Below are 16,191 nucleotides of genomic sequence, written 5' to 3' on the forward strand. Positions count from 1 at the left end.
GATGAGGAGATTCGCATGACAGAGACGCGGGATACGGGATTGAATGAAACAACCGAAACGGTTGCTAACACGAGTAACGGCTACGCCATGTTGATGGTTTGCCTCGTCCTTTTCGTGGTAGCATTGCTTTGCCTGTTCAACCTTAAGAGCGGCGGCATTCTCTTTGTTATCGGTCTGGCCGTTTCCGCCTTTCTGCTGCTTTTTGTTTCCGCAGGTTTTTATCTGCTCAACCCCAATCAGGCCGCCGCTATTCAGCTATTCGGTGAATATCGTGGCAGTGACCGCAACACCGGATTGCGCTGGGTTCTCCCTTGGCTGACGCGCAAGCGTATCTCGGTCAGGGTGCATAATGTCACCTCTTCGACGGTGAAGGTGAATGACCTGCGTGGCAACCCGATCGAGATTGCGACTAATGTGGTCTGGCGTGTGACCGATACTGCAAAGGCGCTGTTCGACGTCGAGGACTATCACGAATTTGTCGATATTCAGATTGAAAGCGCGGTGCGCGTGATTGGCGCACGTTACCCTTATGATGATCTTGAGCATAAGGAAGTCACGCTGCGCGGCGATGCGGAAGAGGTCAGCGAGGAGCTGGAGAAGCAGTTGCAGGAGCGCGTAGCCCAAGCGGGTGTCATCATAGATGAGTGCCGCCTGACGCATCTCGCCTATGCCCCGGAAATCGCGCAGGCCATGCTGCGTCGCCAACAGGCCGAAGCCGTCGTTGCCGCACGCACCCGTCTGGTCGATGGTGCGGTTGGCATGGTCGAGATGGCACTGGAGAAGCTGAACGAGAAGGATGTTGTTGACCTAGATGACGAGCGTCGGGCAGCGATGGTTTCCAACCTGATGGTGGTGCTATGCGGTGAGCGCGACACCCAGCCGGTCGTGAATACCGGATCGCTCTATCAATGATGTAATCAGCTAATACGGTCGGGGCGGTCGCTCCGGCCGGGAGGCTCTAATGCCCGACAATTCCAAGCCAGCAGCTAAAAAGGCATTCGCTCTACGCGTCGATCCGGCGTTGCATGATGCGATTGAACGGCTGGCCGCCAGTGAGCTGCGCAGCGTGAATGCGCAGATTGAGGTCTTGCTTCGCGATGCTCTGGCGCGACGCGGTGTTAAGCTTGCGCCGCCAGTCAGAGCAAAACGCGGGCGTCCGCCAAAGCGGGAGAAGAAGTGATTCTTCACATGTTTCTCAATGAGCACCAATGTTTCTTCAAAAGCGTTTTGGATATGGCGCGGGATGGCCGTTAAAATAGCAGGGATGGGCGCTGCTGCTGACCTATTTTTTTTACCGTTCTAGGCATCGCAAAAAACATCGTGCACGTCGATGGCTTTAAGCGCATATCAGGCATTATCTGTATTTCCGTTGTGACTGCTGTCACCATTTGAATCGCCGGTCGAAAGACGCAGCGCGGTTGGCGATGGCGATGGCGCAGGGGTGACTGGCACCACGCTCACCCCGCCAATGCCCGGTCAATCAATATCGCTATTCGCAACCCGGCCTTGCGCACCTGTTCCCGGGCTAAGGGTGCGAGATCAGTGATTTCCTCATTGTCGATAATCGCGCGTTGATTGCGGTCCAGTGGTTCGGAGCAGGCTTCGCGTTCCTGTGCAGCGGGATAGACATAGCTGCGCGACAGGTCGAAGGCTTCCTTCTGCCAGTCGGCTATAGAGCCTTGTTCCGCAGCAGCACGCTCGTTGTCGCTGTAGCGGCGGGCGATATCGGCTTCTTCGCTTATAGCGCGTTCGGCAAGCGGGCCATCCCATAGCCAATGCAGGTTCATTCTTCCGCCGACAATGCCATAGGCTGCACGGACATCATTGCCGCCACGATCAGCGCGACTGCCGGAGTGTAGCGGCATATGCATATCGCCGGTAAAATGGACCAACCATGCCAATGCCTCGAGCCGGACATGGGCAGGAAGCGATTTATCTGCTAACAAGGCCGCATTGCGCTCCACCTGGGCGCTGACGCAATTACCGTTGCGGCAGGCATTGGCCGGGTCCCAGGGACGACAGATATCGTGGCTCTGATAATGCCAGGCGGCGGTATAGCCCCAGCGCAAGCGGTCGCGGCGCACACAATCGGCCCATACACTGGCCTCGCGCATATTGCCCAGCGGGCAATCAGGCGTACCGATCAACTTTTCGGCTTTGAACAATTGCCGTATTTGGGCGCGAGATGATGCGCTGAGATTGGCCTCGGCGATTTCGGCCGTCTTCTTATGTGCGTAAAAGCCCCAGGCAAAGGCCGGTTGGGCGGTGAATGTCAGAGCGAGAGCGACCAGCGTCAACAGTGTTTTGTGCATGGATCGAAGGCCTATGCGTTCGCCATGACAGGAGCAAGACGAAACATTGCGTAAACTCGCCCGGGATTATCCAAAGTCGAGGACAAAGCGCTTGCCGCTTATGGCTGATTTTGCAACAGACGCCATGTGAGTGAGAATGGCGAAATGTCAGGGGTTTCCAATCAAAAGGCAATAACAGCCTGGGAGAAGGTGCGCGCTGACGACTCTATTCAATTTGAGCTTCCGCCGCCACCAGAACCCCCCGAACCGCCCAAGCCGCCGCCCCAATGGCAGGTTGAACTGCAGGAGTGGTTGAGCAGTGTTTTCTCGCCCATAAGCGAGTTCCTGCTCCGTATATGGCCAGTGCTGAGCTATGTGCTGCTGGGACTGCTGATCCTCGGCATTGTGGTGTTGATTGCCTATATCGCCCGCGAAGCTGTTGCTGGCAGACGCAAGGTCGATGGCGCGGCCGAGGAAGAAATTGGCTGGAAGCCAGAGCTGGGGGCAGCACGTGCCCTCCTACAAGAGGCTGATATGCTGGCTTCTGATGGCCGCTTTGCCGAAGCTATCAGGCTTATTCTTTGGCGCTCTATTGAGGACATTCAAAAGGCTGAGCCGCGGGCTGTGGTCCCTTCCAACACAGCGCGCGAAATTGGTCGGTTCACTATCTTGTCCGATCATGCGCGGCAGGTCTTCACCATGATTGCAGGGCATGTAGAACGTGGAATCTTTGCCGGGCAACCCTTGACAGAGGGCGCCTGGCAGGAAGCACGCAGCGCTTATGATGGTTTTGCGATCCGGGATGATAAACAATCTCGGCGCGGTTGGGGAGGGCGTTAATGGCTACATCCCTGACATCGTCAGCCTCTGCCGCTCCGGCCAAACCCGATGGCAATGCGGCGCCGTTCTCGCGTGTCGGCGTGTTGGTGCTTATTCTGGTTGGGTTTCTTGCCTTTCTCGCAATGCTCTATGGCATGGGTAGTGGCGAGGGATTGATTAATCAGACCAACGGCCGCTCGCATGCAGCATCCAAAAGCCTGGTTGGCTATAAGGCATTGAGCGATGTGCTGCGCGGAACGGGAAAATCAGTTGAACTGTCACGTACTCCGGGCAGCGCCAGCAACCCCGGCATACTGATCATTACCCCCGATTTTGGCAGCAATTGGGAAGACATTAACGCGCTGATCGATGCTCATCGTTATTACGGCCCGACACTAGTTATCCTCCCCAAATGGGTGGCGGTGCCTGCTCAGAGCTTGGGTGACAATTGGGTACGCCTGCTAAATCCGATGCCGGTTGAATTTGAGCTGGCGGGATCGAATTTTGGTACCGAGCTTGGCGATAACGAAGGTGCTACATCGGCTTTGCAGACAGGGTTTGGCACAGCGCCGAAAACTCCGGATCAGCTGATAACCATGGGGCCTGACGGGCTTTACCCCATGGTGAGAGATGAAACGAGTGGCCGGACCGCTATCGGCTATCTTGATGATGATTATTATCCATGGCTCGAGCGCCTGCCACTGGACGAGAACGAGCAGATTATCGAAGACGCGGATAATCAGGACTTTAGTGATTCCATCCATCCTGTGATCCTTGTCGCAGATCCCGATTTGTTCAATAATAAGGGTTTGGCCGACAAGCAGACTGCACTGCACGCGCTCACTATCATTGATGCGATTGATGACGGTGGTGATTATCCGATTATCTTCGACCTTACCGCCAATGGCCTGGGCAAGTCGGACAATCTGCTGACGCTTGCCTTTCGCCCGCCATTCCTGGCGGCGACGATTTGTTTCCTGGTTGCTGCGGTCATGGTCGGCTGGGTCGCCTTTACCCGTTTTGCTCCGCCGATCATGGCAGCGCGGGTTATCGATTTCGGCAAAGAAACGCTGGTGCATAACAGCGCTGCGACAATGCGGCTATTGCGGCGCGAGCATTTGTTGCGTGAGCCCTATGCCCGGTTGATCCGGCGGATAGCGATGCGGCGGCTGAACCTGCCGCCAAGCCTAGACGAAGAGGCGATTGACGTGCGGCTTGATGCACAGACGCCGGATGACGTGATGCCCTTTACCGCGCGGCGGGCCAAGTTGCTCGCGGCGCAGAAACCTGAAGATATTGCCGCTGCATCCGCGGCGCTGCATGAATGGAAGAAGGACTATTTATGACCGATATAGCCTCGGTACAGTCACTGGCGGAGCAGATCCGCGCCGAGATCGCCAAGGCGGTGGTCGGGCAGGAAGAGGTGGTCGACCACCTGCTGATCGCACTGTTTTCCGGCGGGCATATCCTGCTCGAAGGGCCTCCTGGGACGGCGAAGACGTTTCTGGCGCAATGCTTTGCTGCAACACTATCGCTCGACTATGGCCGTATCCAGTTCACCCCGGACCTGATGCCGGGCGATATTCTTGGCTCCAACCTGTTCAATTTCCAGACCAGCCAGTTCACACTGACGCGCGGACCTATTTTCTGCGAGCTGTTGCTGGCGGACGAGATCAACCGCACCCCGCCCAAGACACAGGCGGCGCTGCTGGAAGCAATGCAGGAGCGCGCCGTGACGATTGACGGCGAGCGTCATATGCTGCTTGATCAATTCATGGTGGTGGCAACGCAGAACCCGATTGAGCAACAGGGCGTCTATCCGCTGCCCGAGGCGCAGCTTGACCGTTTTCTGTTCAAGGTAATCGTCGATTATCCGAGCCATGAGGAAGAGCGTAATATCGTTGCCACCTATGGCCAGCGGCCGCGGGTGCAGCGCCCCGGTGATCTGGAGGTCAAGGGTGTGGTAGATAAACCCAAGCTGGCCGAGGCGCTGGATGTGGTGCGGCAAGTCAAGCTGGTCGATGACATTGTCGACTATATCGTCCGGCTGGTGCGTGCGACGCGCGATAATAGCGCGCTGGAAAGCGGCGCCAGCCCGCGTGCGGCGGTGATGCTGGCTAATGCAGCACGTGCGCGTGCGGTGCTGCATGGCCGCGACTATGCCATTCCCGATGATGTCAAAGCGCTGGCGGGTTCAGTGCTGCGTCACCGCATCATGCTGTCGCCAACGGCAGAGATTGAGGGGCGTCAGGTTGAGGATATTGTCGACAGCCTGATCGAGCAAACCGAGGCACCGCGTTGATAGCACCTACCCAGAGAGCCGTGCTTCTTGTTGCCGCCGGCGCGCCCATTGCGCTGGTGATTGCGGCGGTGGCACCGGCTGCCTGGGCGTTGGGTATTGCCTGGTCGGGGCTCATCATTCTGATGATGCTGTTTGATGCCTTAATGGCACCAAGAGTGGACAGTGTGCGCTTTTCAATTGCGCACTTTGGAGAGGTTGGCCAGCCACTTGCAGCGCAGATGCAGGTCATGCTGAAATCGAGACTGTTTCAACGCAGCATGGAAGGCTATGCAGCGGTGGACAGCCGTCTCGACAATAGCGGGCGGAGCCTGTTCAAGCTTCGCCGTGACGAACAGGCGATCTTTGAGCGCGATGACCCGCAGGACAAACGGGATATCTGGTCGGCAGAAATCGTCTTCACCCCCCATCGCCGCGGTCCGGCTATGATTGAGCGTTGCGGCGTGCGCTGGTCTGGTCCGCTGGGCCTGGTCTGGCGGCAGCAAGAACGGACTTGCGACCATGAAGTACGCATACTGCCCGATGTTTCGCCCATTCGCAGCCCTACGGTGCAGCTATTCCTGCGCGATGCGCTATACGGCATTGTCGCGCGTAAATTTCGCGGTGAAGGCACCGAATTTGATGCCTTAGCCGATTACCAGCCTGGGATGGACCGACGCAGCATCGACTGGAAAGGGTCAGCCCGCCACACCAAGCTCCTGGCCAAGGAATATGATACTGAGCGCAATAACCAGATCGTCTTTGCCGTCGATTGCGGCAAGGCGATGTGCGAGCCGATTGACAACCTGCCACGGGTTGATCGGGCGGTGCAGGCGGCGCTGCTTACCGGATTTGCTGCGCTGAAATCGGGTGACAGGGCCTCCATTATGGCGTTTGCCGCGCAGCCGGAGATATTCTCGCCCTTTGTCACAGGAACCCGCGAATTTCATCGCTTTCAAAGCGAGGCCGGAGCGATTGATTATCGCCACCAGGAAACCAACTTCACCCTTGCCATGGCGACGCTGGCGGCGCGATTGAAACGCCGTTCGTTGATCGTAGTGCTGACAGACTTTGCCGACACCACCAGCGCGGAGCTGATGCTGGAGTCCGTCGGGCGGTTGGTTGATCGGCATCTGGTGCTGTTCGTTGTTATGAAAGATGCGGTACTGGAAGACATTGCCGAACAGGCCCCGCGGCATATTGATGGCGTCGCCGAAAGCGTCACTGCGGATGCGCTCATCACCGAGAAGCAATTGGTAATCAGCCGCCTGCAGCATATGGGTGTCAGCGTAATCGAAGCACCGCATCAGGATATCGGCACGCAGCTGCTCAATGCCTATCTCAGGATCAAGAAGCGGGGGACGCTATAATGGCAGAGCAACAGACGGCATCCCATATGGTCGCAGAAGCGCAGGCGGCGCTGGATGATATGGCGGTTTTGCGCTCTGACCGCTTTCGTCTGGAGCGCGAAGGCGATTGGTCTCGGCTGGACAGCATTATCACTATGCTGGAAAAGGGCAGGCGTTCGCGCATCAGCGATGAGGATTCACTGGCGCTTCCCACATTGTATCGCAAGACTGTGTCGGCGCTGTCCATCGCGCGCGAGAGCTCACTCGACGCCGGTTTGATTGGGTATCTCGAAGCCCTTACATCGCGCGCTTATTATCAGGTCTATGGTCCCCGCACCGGATTTGCTGCATGGTTTGTCGGCTTTTTTGGCGGCGGCTGGAGCCGGGCAGTTCGGGCGATTTGGCTGGACCTTCTGATCATCATATTGGTGATGATCGCAGGCGGTGTGGTTGGCTATATTCTGGTCGATCAGAATACGGACTGGTATTACTCGCTGGTTGATGCTCAGATGGCCAGCGGTCGTGTACCCGGCGCTGATCCGGAACTTCTCAAGCAGTCGCTGGGCGGGGGCAGTGGTGACGATGGCCTCTCGGTTTTCGCTGCTTTTCTGTTCAGCAATAATGCGCAAGTCGCGATCTTGGCCTTTGCGCTGGGCTTTGCGCTCGGCATCCCTTCGATATTGCTGGTTGTGCACAATCTTGCTCTGCTGGGCGCTATGTTGTGGGTTTTTGTCGATGCCGGGCTGGGCGCGGAGTTTGTTGGTTGGCTGTCCATTCACGGCACTACCGAGATATTGGCCATTGCTTTGGCGGGCGCAGCGGGCCTGCATATTGGCCGGTCAATCGCGTTTCCGGGTAAGCAGTCGCATATGGCGGCGCTGCGATCAGCGGGCCTTACCAGTGCCATTGTGATGACCGGTGTTGTTCTGATGCTTGTGCTGGCGGGCCTGCTGGAAGGCTATGCCCGGCAGCTGATCACCCAGACCCCTATCCGCTATGCCATTGGCTATACGTTGCTGGCGCTATGGGCGGGCTATTTCGCCTTTGCCGGACGTCGCAAAGAGGCTTTGATGGTGCAGGCCGAACAGGGTCACGAACTGGGGAATGATGATGGCCGGTAAAGCTGCCCCCGCTTTGCGTCAGTCTGGATTGCGCAAATTTGATCGCATGCTGGTCACCCCAGAGGGGGTCGGCCTGAATATCTCGGTCGCCAGCGCCAGCACGCGCTTTGGCGCTCTGATGCTGGATATGGTTTTTATCAATCTGATATATATCGCCTATTTCCTGGTTCTTACTCTTCTGTTCTCCTTGTTGGGGCTAAACTCGGCGCTGATGTTTGAGGGCAAGGCAGAGGCGCTTAACGGAATTGTCAGCTTCCTGTTTGTCGTCTCAATCATCTTCGTGTTTCTGGTGCGCAACGGCTATTTTCTCTATTTTGAACTGAGCCCGCAAGGTGCCACTTGGGGCAAGCGTATATTGGGTATCCGGGTTGCCTCGCGTGATGGGGGTAGGCTTGCGCCGGAGGCGGTGGTGGCGCGCAATTTGCTGCGTGAAGTCGAACTGTTTTTGCCGATACAGTTTATCGTGCTTTTGATGGTGCAGGGTAATAGCAGCACACTCACATTATGGGCTGGCGTCATCTGGGTTTTGATCTTTGCTTTTTTCCTGCTGTTCAACAAGGACCGGATGCGTTGCGGTGATTTGATCGCGGGAACTTGGGTGGTGCACGCGCCCAAGCAACAACTCACCGAGGTCGTCGCGCCGCAGGACAGCATGGCCTCCGCCGCTCGCCATGGCGCGGATTATCGCTTCAGTGATGCCGAGCTGGCCATCTATGGCGAATATGAATTGCAGACGCTGGAACGGGTATTGCGTGATCGTTCGGAAGAGAGCGAGCGCACCGTCTATGTTGCGATCTGCAACAAGCTGGGCTGGGAACCGGGTTCAGGTGATGAGCGCGCTTTTTTGGAGAATTACTATACCCAGCTCAGACAAAAGCTGGAAAGCGGTATGCGCTTCGGCAAAAGGCGCGCGAACAAATATGAGCGCGAAGGGTAGGGCGTTTTTGCTTCAACTTACGCATTTAGGCCGTTCGCCTCGAGCGAAGTCGAGAGGCCGGTGCAAGTGGAGAGCGGTGTCTCGACTTCGTTGCGTGGCAACGAAGTTTGCCCTGAGCGCCTGCCTTGCAGGCAGTCGAAGGGCTCGACACGAACGGCATAATGCTGAAGTACTTCTGACCCTGTAAAGGAGGCTTAGGATCAGTATCTACTCCGCCGCAATAGCAGGCGCTGCTTCCTCCGCCATTTTCGGGCTGCCATTGACAATGGCATCCGGCACATCAAAATCCTTCGCCACTTCGCGCGCCGTCATTTTTGCCGACATCATCACCGAAGGGGTGCCACCGCCGGGCTGGGTGCCCTGACCGACCAGATAGAGGTTGGTGATGTCTTCGCTGCGGTTGTGCGGGCGGAAGAATGCCGTCTGAGTCAGCACCGGCTCGACGCCAAAGCCGTTGCCCATATGCGAGTTCAAAGTCTGCTGGAAATAATTGGGCGTGACGAAGCTCTTATAGACCAGCCGCTCGCGCAAATTGGGGATATGGCCGCGTTCATCAAGGAAGCGCAGCACCGTCTCGCAGAATTCCTCGCCAATTGCATCCCAGTCGAGGTCGCTCTGATTATTCGGCACCGGCACCAGCGTATAGGCGGCATGATGGCCTTCGGGCGCGAGGCTGGGGTCGGTCAATGTCGGGATATGCAGATATTGCGAGAAATCGGGGCCGAGGATTTTGCGGTCGAAAATATCGGTCAGCAATTCCTCATAGCGTGGCCCCAAAATGATATTATGGTGCCGCAAATCCGGGTCGCCATCGGCTTTCTTGTAGCCGAAATAGATGACCATGATCGACATGCTCTGCTTGCGGAATTTGACCAGCGCATCGCGGTTGATCTTGCGGTGCTTTTTGTCGACGAGATTGAGATAGGTGCTGGCATAATCGCCATTCGAGACCACCAGATCGGCATTGAGGGTATCGCCCGATTTCAGCGTCACACCGGTGGCGGTGCGCTTGCCATTGATCTTCTCAACATCAATGCGCTCGACCTCGGCATTGAGCCGCAGCGTGCCGCCCATCTCCTCGAACTTGCGGATCAGTCCGTTGACCAGTGCGCCGGTGCCGCCCATGGCGAAATGCACACCCCAGGTGCGCTCGACAAAATGGATCATCGCATAGATGGCGGGGACTTTGAGCGGGTTGCCGCCGACCAGCAGCGGCTCGAAGCTGAACACCTGACGCATCTTGTCGGATTTGAAATATTTTTTCACCAGCCCGAAAAGCGGTCGCACGGCATCCAGCCGGAGCAGATCGGGTACGACCTTCAGCATCGCGCCGATATTGCCGAAATAGGTATAGCCCAGTTCCAAAAAGCCGCGATCGAATATAGCCCGCGCCGCCTTGTGGAACTGCTCATAACCCTCCAGATCCTCTGGTGCGAGTTTCTGAATCTGGGTGCGGATATTCTCCGGGTCGGCATCATAGTCGAAATAGGTGCCGTCATCGAAATAGACGCGGTAAAAGGGCAGGATCGGGATGATCTCGACATATTTGCTGGTATTCGGCCCGCCGCTCACACCGCTGGTGATGCGTTGATTGTCGCCCAAAATCTCGTCCGGAAAGTCGGGCTGGCCCAGCATGGCGCAATCGCGCTCGAGCGAAAACAGCTCTTCAATAAAATGTGGCACGGTCAGCACCGTTGGTCCCATATCGAAGGTAAAGCCATCCGCCTTTCGGACATAGGCGCGACCGCCAGGAGCATCCAGCTTCTCGACAACGGTCGTATCAAAACCGAGGCTCTGCAGCCGCATTGCACAGGCAATACCGCCAATGCCCGAGCCGATGACGATGGCCTTTTTGCGCTCGCTGGTGTTGCTGGTTGTCATTGTGCTCACGCTTTGCCTTTTCTTTTCGCTATTGGCCCGGTTTCAGGGCGTTCCCAATGTCGCAAATAACGCAAGCTGACGGGCTTTGTTCCGGCTCAGGCACCCAATTTGCGCCAGGCCAGATCGGCAAATTCGCACAACAACGGCCGGGTATCGCGTGGGTCGATAATGTCCTCGACCGCGAATTTCTCGGCAGTGCGGAAGGGGGAGGTGACGGCATCAAGCCGCGCTTTGATTTCCTGTAATCGCGCCTCCGGGTCTTCGGCGGATTCCAGCTCTGCCTTATAAGCAACCTCCAGCCCGCCCGAAATCGGCAGCGAGCCCCAATCGCCCGAAGGCCAGGCAAAGCGGTACTGGAAGCTCTCCGCATTGCTCATCGCGCTGCCGGCAATGCCATAGGCACGGCGGATAATGACACAGGCGAGCGGCACCTTGGCGCGATAGACCGCGTTCATCGCGTTGACGCCATAGCGGATGGTGCCGGCTTTCTCGGCCTCGCTGCCAATCATAAAGCCGGGATTATCGACCAGATGCACAATCGGCAGGCGGAATTGGTCAGCGAGTTTGACGAAGCGCTCGGCCTTTTCGGAAGTCTTTGCTTCCCATGAGCCACCGAGATAGCTCGGGTCACTGGCGAGCACCGCCACAGGCCAGCCATCCAACCGGGCAAAGGCGGTAATCACCGCACGGCCCCAGCGTTTACCCATCTCGAACACGCTGCCGCTATCGCACACGCTTTCGATAATCCGGCGCATGGAATAGACCTGATCGCCCTCGCGCGGCACGGCGGAGAGCAGCGCCTCGTCGCGTCGGTCGGTCGGGTCGCTGTTGTCCACGCGTGCGGCCAGACTGTCGATGGAGGAGGGCAGATAGGAAAGGAACCGCCGCGCCACAGCAAAGGCCTCGGCCTCGCTGGCGACTTCCTCATCGACCACGCCATTGCGGGTATGGATATCCGATCCGCCCAGTTCTTCCTTGTTGACCGTTTCGCCAATCGCGGCGGCGACTGCCGGGCCAGCGGCGAAGAGCTGTGACAGCCCCTTGACCATCACCGAATAATGGCTGGCCACCGTTCGCGCTGCGCCTAGACCTGCCGTCGGCCCCAAAGCCAGCGCCACCACCGGCACGGTCTCCAGATTGCGGATGACATCATCCCAGCCAGGGACATAGGGCACATAGGTATAGCCCATATCCTCAAGCATCTTGACCGATCCGCCGCCGCCAGTGCCGTCAATCATCCGGATCAGCGGCAGCCGCATCTCATGCGCCATCGCCTCGCACTGAACGAATTTGCGATGCAGCGCCGCATCGGCGGCACCGCCGCGCACGGTAAAATCATCGGCGCTGGCAACAACCGGGCGGCCCTCAATATCGGCGCGGCCGAAGATGAAATTGGAAGGCGAGGCATCGACCAACTGCCCCTTGTCATCATATTCCCCGCGCCCGGCAATCTTGCCAATCTCGCGAAAGCTGTCGGCATCGACCAAAGCCGCCAGCCGCGCCCGCGCATCCATTTTGCCGCGATCATGCTGGCGCTTCACCTTATCCGCGCCGCCCATTTTCTCCGCTGCATCCTGACGAAAACGCAGCTCTTCCAGTTCTTTTTCCCAACTCATGCAAATGTCATTGCGCGTCTGTAGGGAAGTGTCCAGTTCTATTGACGAAGGTTACAATAGTTACACATAAATGCCCCGGAAAAGTTGGATTTGGATATCGCCAACAAAGCTTCCACGTACATGGTAGAGGGCTAAGCGCCGCGCGCTATTGCCACGCCGCTTTCCACCCAGCCCAATATGCGTGGAGTTTTCGGCATATATTCGCCGGTTGGGTTTTCGACATGGAAGCCTTGGGCGCGTACCGCATCGGCGATCGGGCGGGTGAGGTGACAGCCACCGGCGATGCGTTTCCATATTGGCTCAACTCGGCGTTGCCACAGATGCACACCGGGGTCGGGGGCGGCACCATGTTCGAGGAACAGCAACTGCCCATCGGGCTTGAGTACGCGGCGCGCCTCTTTCAATGCCTGCGCCTGATCCTGCACCGAGCACAGGGTGAAGGTGATCAGCACGGTATCGAAACTGTCGTTCTCAAAGGGCAGGGCTTCGGCCACACCGCCGACAAGATCCATCGGGAGTTGTGCCGCCGCGACATTGTCGCGGGCGCGGTCGAGCAATTCTGCCGAGGGATCGATACCGGTGATATGCTCAATCCGCTCGGGATTATAGAATTGTGCGTTTATGCCGCCGCCCGCGCCAAATTCCAGGACCTTGCCCCGCGCCTGCGGCACAATCTGGCTGCGCCGCTTCATAATCTGCGGCTGGCCACAGGCACAGCAGATCAGGCGCGGGACCACATGGCGGTCCCAGAAATTGGGTTGCGGGATTTGGGGCGGGGTCATGCGGCCAGCATAACCGTTCGGGCTGAGCTTGTCGAAGGGCAGTTGTTACCAGTGATCGTCATTCCGGCGAAGGCCGGAATCTATCCCATATCTCCGAAATGGTCGACAGACGGGCTGGACCCCCTAGACTCACGGAACAAGTGCAACACCTGCTAGAGGTGTTGATGCGATGGGAAGAAGGTACAGCCAGCTCAGCTTAGAGGAGCGTAGTGTGATCGACCACCTGCATGCAGGTGGTCGATCAATCCGTCAGATAGCGCATGAGATTGGGCGCAGTGCAGCGACGATCAGCCGCGAGTTGCGGCGTAATGCCAAGCCAACAAAGTCATGGTCTGGTGGCTATGATGCCACCCGTGCCAACAGCTTGCGCTTAAACGCAGGCTATGGCTGGGCAATCGACGTTTCAAACTGGTGCGCCAGCCAGACCTGCAAGCTCGCGTCCATGATTACCTTGCGATGGGACAATCACCTGAACAAGTCGCTGGCCGACTGGCGCTGGAACATGGTCACAAGGTTATCAGTCATGAGTCAATATATCGCTTCATCTATTATCGCAGCGCCCAGAAAGAATATTGGCATCGTCTGCTGCCGCGCGGTAAATATCGCCGCGGACGCTATGCCATGCAGGGTGGCTCGCCAGCCCACTTCATCAGGCATCGCCGCTCTATCCATGACAGGCCTGCCAGTGCTGCTGATCGACAACAGGCCGGGCACTGGGAAGCAGACCTGATGAACTTCTCAAAACCAGGCGAGGCCATACTCATCTTGCATGAACGCGCCTCGCGCCTCATCTTGATGACCAAGCTCACCAGCAAACATGCCGATAAGGTCAGCGATCATCTGTATCACTGGCTCGACCAGTTCCCGCCACAGCTGCGCCATACCCTCACCATGGATAATGGCACCGAGTTTGCCCGACACTATCGCCTGCAAAAAGACACTCAAACCTTCTTTTGCGATGTCCGCTCACCATGGCAAAAGGGGGGCATCGAAAACGCCATCGGACGACTAAGACGCGACCTGCCGCGCAAAACCAAACTGGCCAACATCTCGCAGGACCAGATTGACGCCATCAACCGAAAACACAATAATATACCAAGAAAATGCCTCGGCTATCTCAATCCCGCCGAAGCATTCCATAAACAACTGTTGCACTTCAATCGTGAATCCACACCCCGGCCTGCGCCGGGGCGACGGAGAGCTATCCCTCGTCCTTCAGCTTCTCCACCGCCTCAAAGGTCAGGCGTACATGGTCGCGATAGTCCATCTCGCTGTGCACCATGGCGATATTACCATCCTGGGCGATAACATAGCTGGTGCGGCTGGCGGTGGTGAGGTTGGCCGGATCGAGCGCGACGCCATAGCCGGAAAGGATTTCCGGCGTTGCCTGCGCCACGGCGAATTCATCGCGACAGGCTTCGGTGGAGAAGCGCGACAGCGTCTCGACATCATCGCCTGACAAGCCGAAGACCTTGGCGCCCATGGCTTCGAAATCATCATTGCGGTCAGCAAATTCCTTGGATTCCATGGTGCAGCCGGATGTGAAGGCAGCGGGGAAGAAGTAGAGCACGACTGGGCCGTTTTTCAGCTCTTCTTCGAGATTGAGCGTAAAGGGCTCCCCTGCGAGTGCGCCATCGGTGGTGAACATGGGAGCAGCAGCGCCAACGGCAAGCGGTGTGCCCGGGTCTTGCTGCGCTTCTTCCGTGGTTGCCGCGGTTGCGCTGGTTGGTGCAGCCGTTTCGCCGCCGGTGGCATCGCCGCACGCTGCCAAGGCGGTGGTGGATGCAAGCAGAAGAAGGGCTTCGCGGAAAGTCGTCATCGGGTTGGCTCCGTCATGGCGGGATCGAGTGTCTTTAGGCTATGTAGGGCGGTGTGGGGCTTTGTGAAGGCCGATTATTCCTCATCGCCATAGATCGCGACGCTCTTCATGCCATCGCTGCTGGCCTTGCCGCGATACATTCCCGGCGTGTCAAAGCTGTAGCCGATATGCCTCCAGGGCGTGACATATATGATACCGCCAGAACCGCCGAGCGAGCCCATATCGCCGATTACCGTGTCGGCAATGCCCTGCACCTCGTCAGCCGTGAGCGGATTGCGTTGCAGCGCCGCTAGTTCTTCGGCATCGGGTTCCTGCTTGCTGTCCACCGCCTGGTTGAGCAAGGTCAGCACATTGGATTCTGCGGCAAAGCGCAGTTTGGTGCAGATCGCCTGGGCTACGCCGACGCGGATAAAATATTCGCCCGCGCCCGTCGCCGAGACGCCGCAGGAGCGATTATCGGCATAGGTGCCGGCGCCAATGATCGGGCTGTCGCCGATGCGGTCATAGCGTTTGCCGGTCATCCCGCCGGTGCTGGTTCCGGCGACAATATTGCCCTCCATATCCATCGCTACAGCGCCGACCGTGCCGAATTTGGTGTCGATATCCAGCGCGCTGACCGGGGTGCCGGCGGCTTTGCGCGCCTTGAATGTGCGCAGCTGTTCGAGGCGGCGCGGTGTCGCGAAATAGCTGGGGTCCACCTGAGTCAGACCCTGTTCGCGCGAAAATTCGTCCGCGCCTGCGCCTGCGAGCATGACATGCGGGCTTTCCAGCATCACTTCGCGCGCCAGCAAGATCGGGTTTTTGGTGCTGCTGACCCCGGCCACAGCCCCGGCATTGCGGTCCGCGCCATTCATGATTGATGCGTCGAGGCGGTTGGTCTCATCCCAGGTAAAGACAGCGCCATAGCCGGCGTTGAACTCGGGGGAATTTTCCAGAACGGTGATCGCGGTGGTCACTGCCAGCATCGCGGTGCCGCCGTCAGCTAGCACGGCTGAGCCTTCGCTGAGCGCCTTGTCCAAAGCCGAGCGGATGCGGGCATCCTCTTCAGGCGTAATCTTGTCGCGCGCAATGGTGCCCGCGCCACCATGGATCACCAGCGACCAGAGTTGCTCTTGCTCAGGAGCGGGGCTTTCCGCCTCTTGCGCCAGTGCCGGAGAACACAAGCCGATACAGGCGAGCAGAATGATCAGATATGTGCGCATAACCACGACTCCCTTTTGTCGGAGACAGGTCTAGCATTGATTGGCGTACAGGCAATAAGCGCTACAAATTAGGTCGAATCAGGTTAAATTAACTTC

Annotated in this window: 14 protein-coding genes and 1 pseudogene; 9 read left to right on the plus strand and 6 right to left on the minus strand. The window is 57.8% G+C overall.

What is annotated here, in order from left to right; all coding sequences use genetic code 11:
* Nucleotides 1-15: 15 nt before the first annotated feature.
* Entirely contained in the window at nucleotides 16-912 is an 897-nt protein-coding gene (locus tag RB602_RS05500; protein WP_317083679.1) for an SPFH domain-containing protein, read from the plus strand.
* Between the two features lie 49 nt (nucleotides 913-961).
* Complete coding sequence (locus tag RB602_RS05505; protein WP_317083680.1) at nucleotides 962-1,180, plus strand: type II toxin-antitoxin system antitoxin; 219 nt, start codon at nucleotides 962-964, stop codon at nucleotides 1,178-1,180.
* A gap of 277 nt (nucleotides 1,181-1,457) precedes the next feature.
* On the opposite strand, the gene RB602_RS05510 is transcribed toward RB602_RS05505, so the two are convergent.
* Nucleotides 1,458-2,312: a S1/P1 nuclease gene (locus tag RB602_RS05510; RefSeq protein WP_317083682.1), complete on the minus strand. Its 855-nt coding sequence runs from the start codon at nucleotides 2,310-2,312 to the stop codon at nucleotides 1,458-1,460.
* A 126-nt stretch (nucleotides 2,313-2,438) separates the two neighbouring features.
* Between RB602_RS05510 and RB602_RS05515 the strand changes: the two genes are divergently transcribed.
* The 6 genes from RB602_RS05515 to RB602_RS05540 are packed head-to-tail and all read left to right on the plus strand — an operon-like array spanning nucleotide 2,439 to nucleotide 8,795.
* Complete coding sequence (locus tag RB602_RS05515) at nucleotides 2,439-3,131, plus strand: hypothetical protein (protein WP_317083684.1); 693 nt, start codon at nucleotides 2,439-2,441, stop codon at nucleotides 3,129-3,131.
* The gene (locus RB602_RS05520; RefSeq protein WP_317083686.1) at nucleotides 3,131-4,456 is read left to right on the plus strand and encodes a DUF4350 domain-containing protein; all 1,326 of its coding nucleotides are present in this window, start codon (nucleotides 3,131-3,133) and stop codon (nucleotides 4,454-4,456) included. The genes RB602_RS05515 and RB602_RS05520 overlap by 1 nt, the downstream gene beginning before the upstream one ends.
* On the plus strand, nucleotides 4,453-5,412 hold the full coding sequence (locus tag RB602_RS05525; RefSeq protein ID WP_317083688.1) for an AAA family ATPase: 960 nt from the start codon (nucleotides 4,453-4,455) through the stop codon (nucleotides 5,410-5,412). Before RB602_RS05520 ends, RB602_RS05525 begins: the two co-directional genes overlap by 4 nt.
* A 20-nt stretch (nucleotides 5,413-5,432) precedes the next feature.
* Nucleotides 5,433-6,758, plus strand: a complete 1,326-nt coding sequence (locus RB602_RS05530) for a DUF58 domain-containing protein (protein ID WP_317083689.1) — start codon at nucleotides 5,433-5,435, stop codon at nucleotides 6,756-6,758.
* Entirely contained in the window at nucleotides 6,758-7,858 is a 1,101-nt protein-coding gene (locus RB602_RS05535; protein WP_317083691.1) for a stage II sporulation protein M, read from the plus strand. The genes RB602_RS05530 and RB602_RS05535 overlap by 1 nt, the downstream gene beginning before the upstream one ends.
* Nucleotides 7,842-8,795, plus strand: a complete 954-nt coding sequence (locus tag RB602_RS05540) for an RDD family protein (protein ID WP_317083693.1) — start codon at nucleotides 7,842-7,844, stop codon at nucleotides 8,793-8,795. Before RB602_RS05535 ends, RB602_RS05540 begins: the two co-directional genes overlap by 17 nt.
* A gap of 207 nt (nucleotides 8,796-9,002) precedes the next feature.
* Here the strand turns inward: RB602_RS05540 and crtI are convergent, their stop codons facing one another.
* From crtI to RB602_RS05555, 3 genes are all read right to left on the minus strand, one after another.
* Nucleotides 9,003-10,676 carry a phytoene desaturase family protein gene (crtI, locus tag RB602_RS05545; protein ID WP_317084436.1) on the minus strand — a complete coding sequence of 558 codons (1,674 nt, stop codon included), beginning with the start codon at nucleotides 10,674-10,676 and terminating at the stop codon, nucleotides 9,003-9,005.
* 95 nt (nucleotides 10,677-10,771) lie between these two features.
* Nucleotides 10,772-12,292, minus strand: coding sequence for an acyl-CoA carboxylase subunit beta (locus RB602_RS05550; RefSeq protein ID WP_317083695.1), 1,521 nt, complete (start codon nucleotides 12,290-12,292; stop codon nucleotides 10,772-10,774).
* Between the two features lie 131 nt (nucleotides 12,293-12,423).
* Nucleotides 12,424-13,074, minus strand: a complete 651-nt coding sequence (locus tag RB602_RS05555) for a class I SAM-dependent methyltransferase (RefSeq protein WP_317083697.1) — start codon at nucleotides 13,072-13,074, stop codon at nucleotides 12,424-12,426.
* Between the two features lie 169 nt (nucleotides 13,075-13,243).
* Between RB602_RS05555 and RB602_RS15385 the strand changes: the two are divergent.
* Nucleotides 13,244-14,223: pseudogene (locus tag RB602_RS15385) on the plus strand (IS30 family transposase); the annotation flags it as partial.
* A gap of 52 nt (nucleotides 14,224-14,275) precedes the next feature.
* Here the strand turns inward: RB602_RS15385 and RB602_RS05570 are convergent.
* Nucleotides 14,276-14,893, minus strand: a complete 618-nt coding sequence (locus tag RB602_RS05570) for a peroxiredoxin (RefSeq protein ID WP_317083702.1) — start codon at nucleotides 14,891-14,893, stop codon at nucleotides 14,276-14,278.
* Nucleotides 14,894-14,967: 74 nt separating this feature from the next.
* Nucleotides 14,968-16,095 carry an isoaspartyl peptidase/L-asparaginase family protein gene (locus RB602_RS05575; RefSeq protein WP_317083704.1) on the minus strand — a complete coding sequence of 376 codons (1,128 nt, stop codon included), beginning with the start codon at nucleotides 16,093-16,095 and terminating at the stop codon, nucleotides 14,968-14,970.
* Nucleotides 16,096-16,191 lie beyond the last annotated feature (96 nt).

This window comes from Parasphingorhabdus sp. SCSIO 66989, assembly GCF_032852305.1.
GTDB classification, from domain to species: domain Bacteria; phylum Pseudomonadota; class Alphaproteobacteria; order Sphingomonadales; family Sphingomonadaceae; genus Alterisphingorhabdus; species Alterisphingorhabdus coralli.

Excerpts from the sequence above, each read along its gene's own strand:
- RB602_RS05540 (WP_317083693.1), top strand. The coding sequence starts at position 7,842 with ATGATGATGGCCGGTAAAGCTGCCCCCGCTTTGCGTCAGTCTGGATTG.
- RB602_RS05520 (WP_317083686.1), top strand. The coding sequence starts at position 3,131 with ATGGCTACATCCCTGACATCGTCAGCCTCTGCCGCTCCGGCCAAACCC.
- RB602_RS05575 (WP_317083704.1), bottom strand. The coding sequence starts at position 16,095 with ATGCGCACATATCTGATCATTCTGCTCGCCTGTATCGGCTTGTGTTCT.
- RB602_RS05550 (WP_317083695.1), bottom strand. The coding sequence starts at position 12,292 with ATGAGTTGGGAAAAAGAACTGGAAGAGCTGCGTTTTCGTCAGGATGCA.
- RB602_RS05535 (WP_317083691.1), top strand. The coding sequence starts at position 6,758 with ATGGCAGAGCAACAGACGGCATCCCATATGGTCGCAGAAGCGCAGGCG.
- RB602_RS05505 (WP_317083680.1), top strand. The coding sequence starts at position 962 with ATGCCCGACAATTCCAAGCCAGCAGCTAAAAAGGCATTCGCTCTACGC.
- RB602_RS05570 (WP_317083702.1), bottom strand. The coding sequence starts at position 14,893 with ATGACGACTTTCCGCGAAGCCCTTCTTCTGCTTGCATCCACCACCGCC.
- RB602_RS05510 (WP_317083682.1), bottom strand. The coding sequence starts at position 2,312 with ATGCACAAAACACTGTTGACGCTGGTCGCTCTCGCTCTGACATTCACC.
- RB602_RS05555 (WP_317083697.1), bottom strand. The coding sequence starts at position 13,074 with ATGACCCCGCCCCAAATCCCGCAACCCAATTTCTGGGACCGCCATGTG.
- RB602_RS05500 (WP_317083679.1), top strand. The coding sequence starts at position 16 with ATGACAGAGACGCGGGATACGGGATTGAATGAAACAACCGAAACGGTT.
- RB602_RS05525 (WP_317083688.1), top strand. The coding sequence starts at position 4,453 with ATGACCGATATAGCCTCGGTACAGTCACTGGCGGAGCAGATCCGCGCC.
- crtI (WP_317084436.1), bottom strand. The coding sequence starts at position 10,676 with ATGACAACCAGCAACACCAGCGAGCGCAAAAAGGCCATCGTCATCGGC.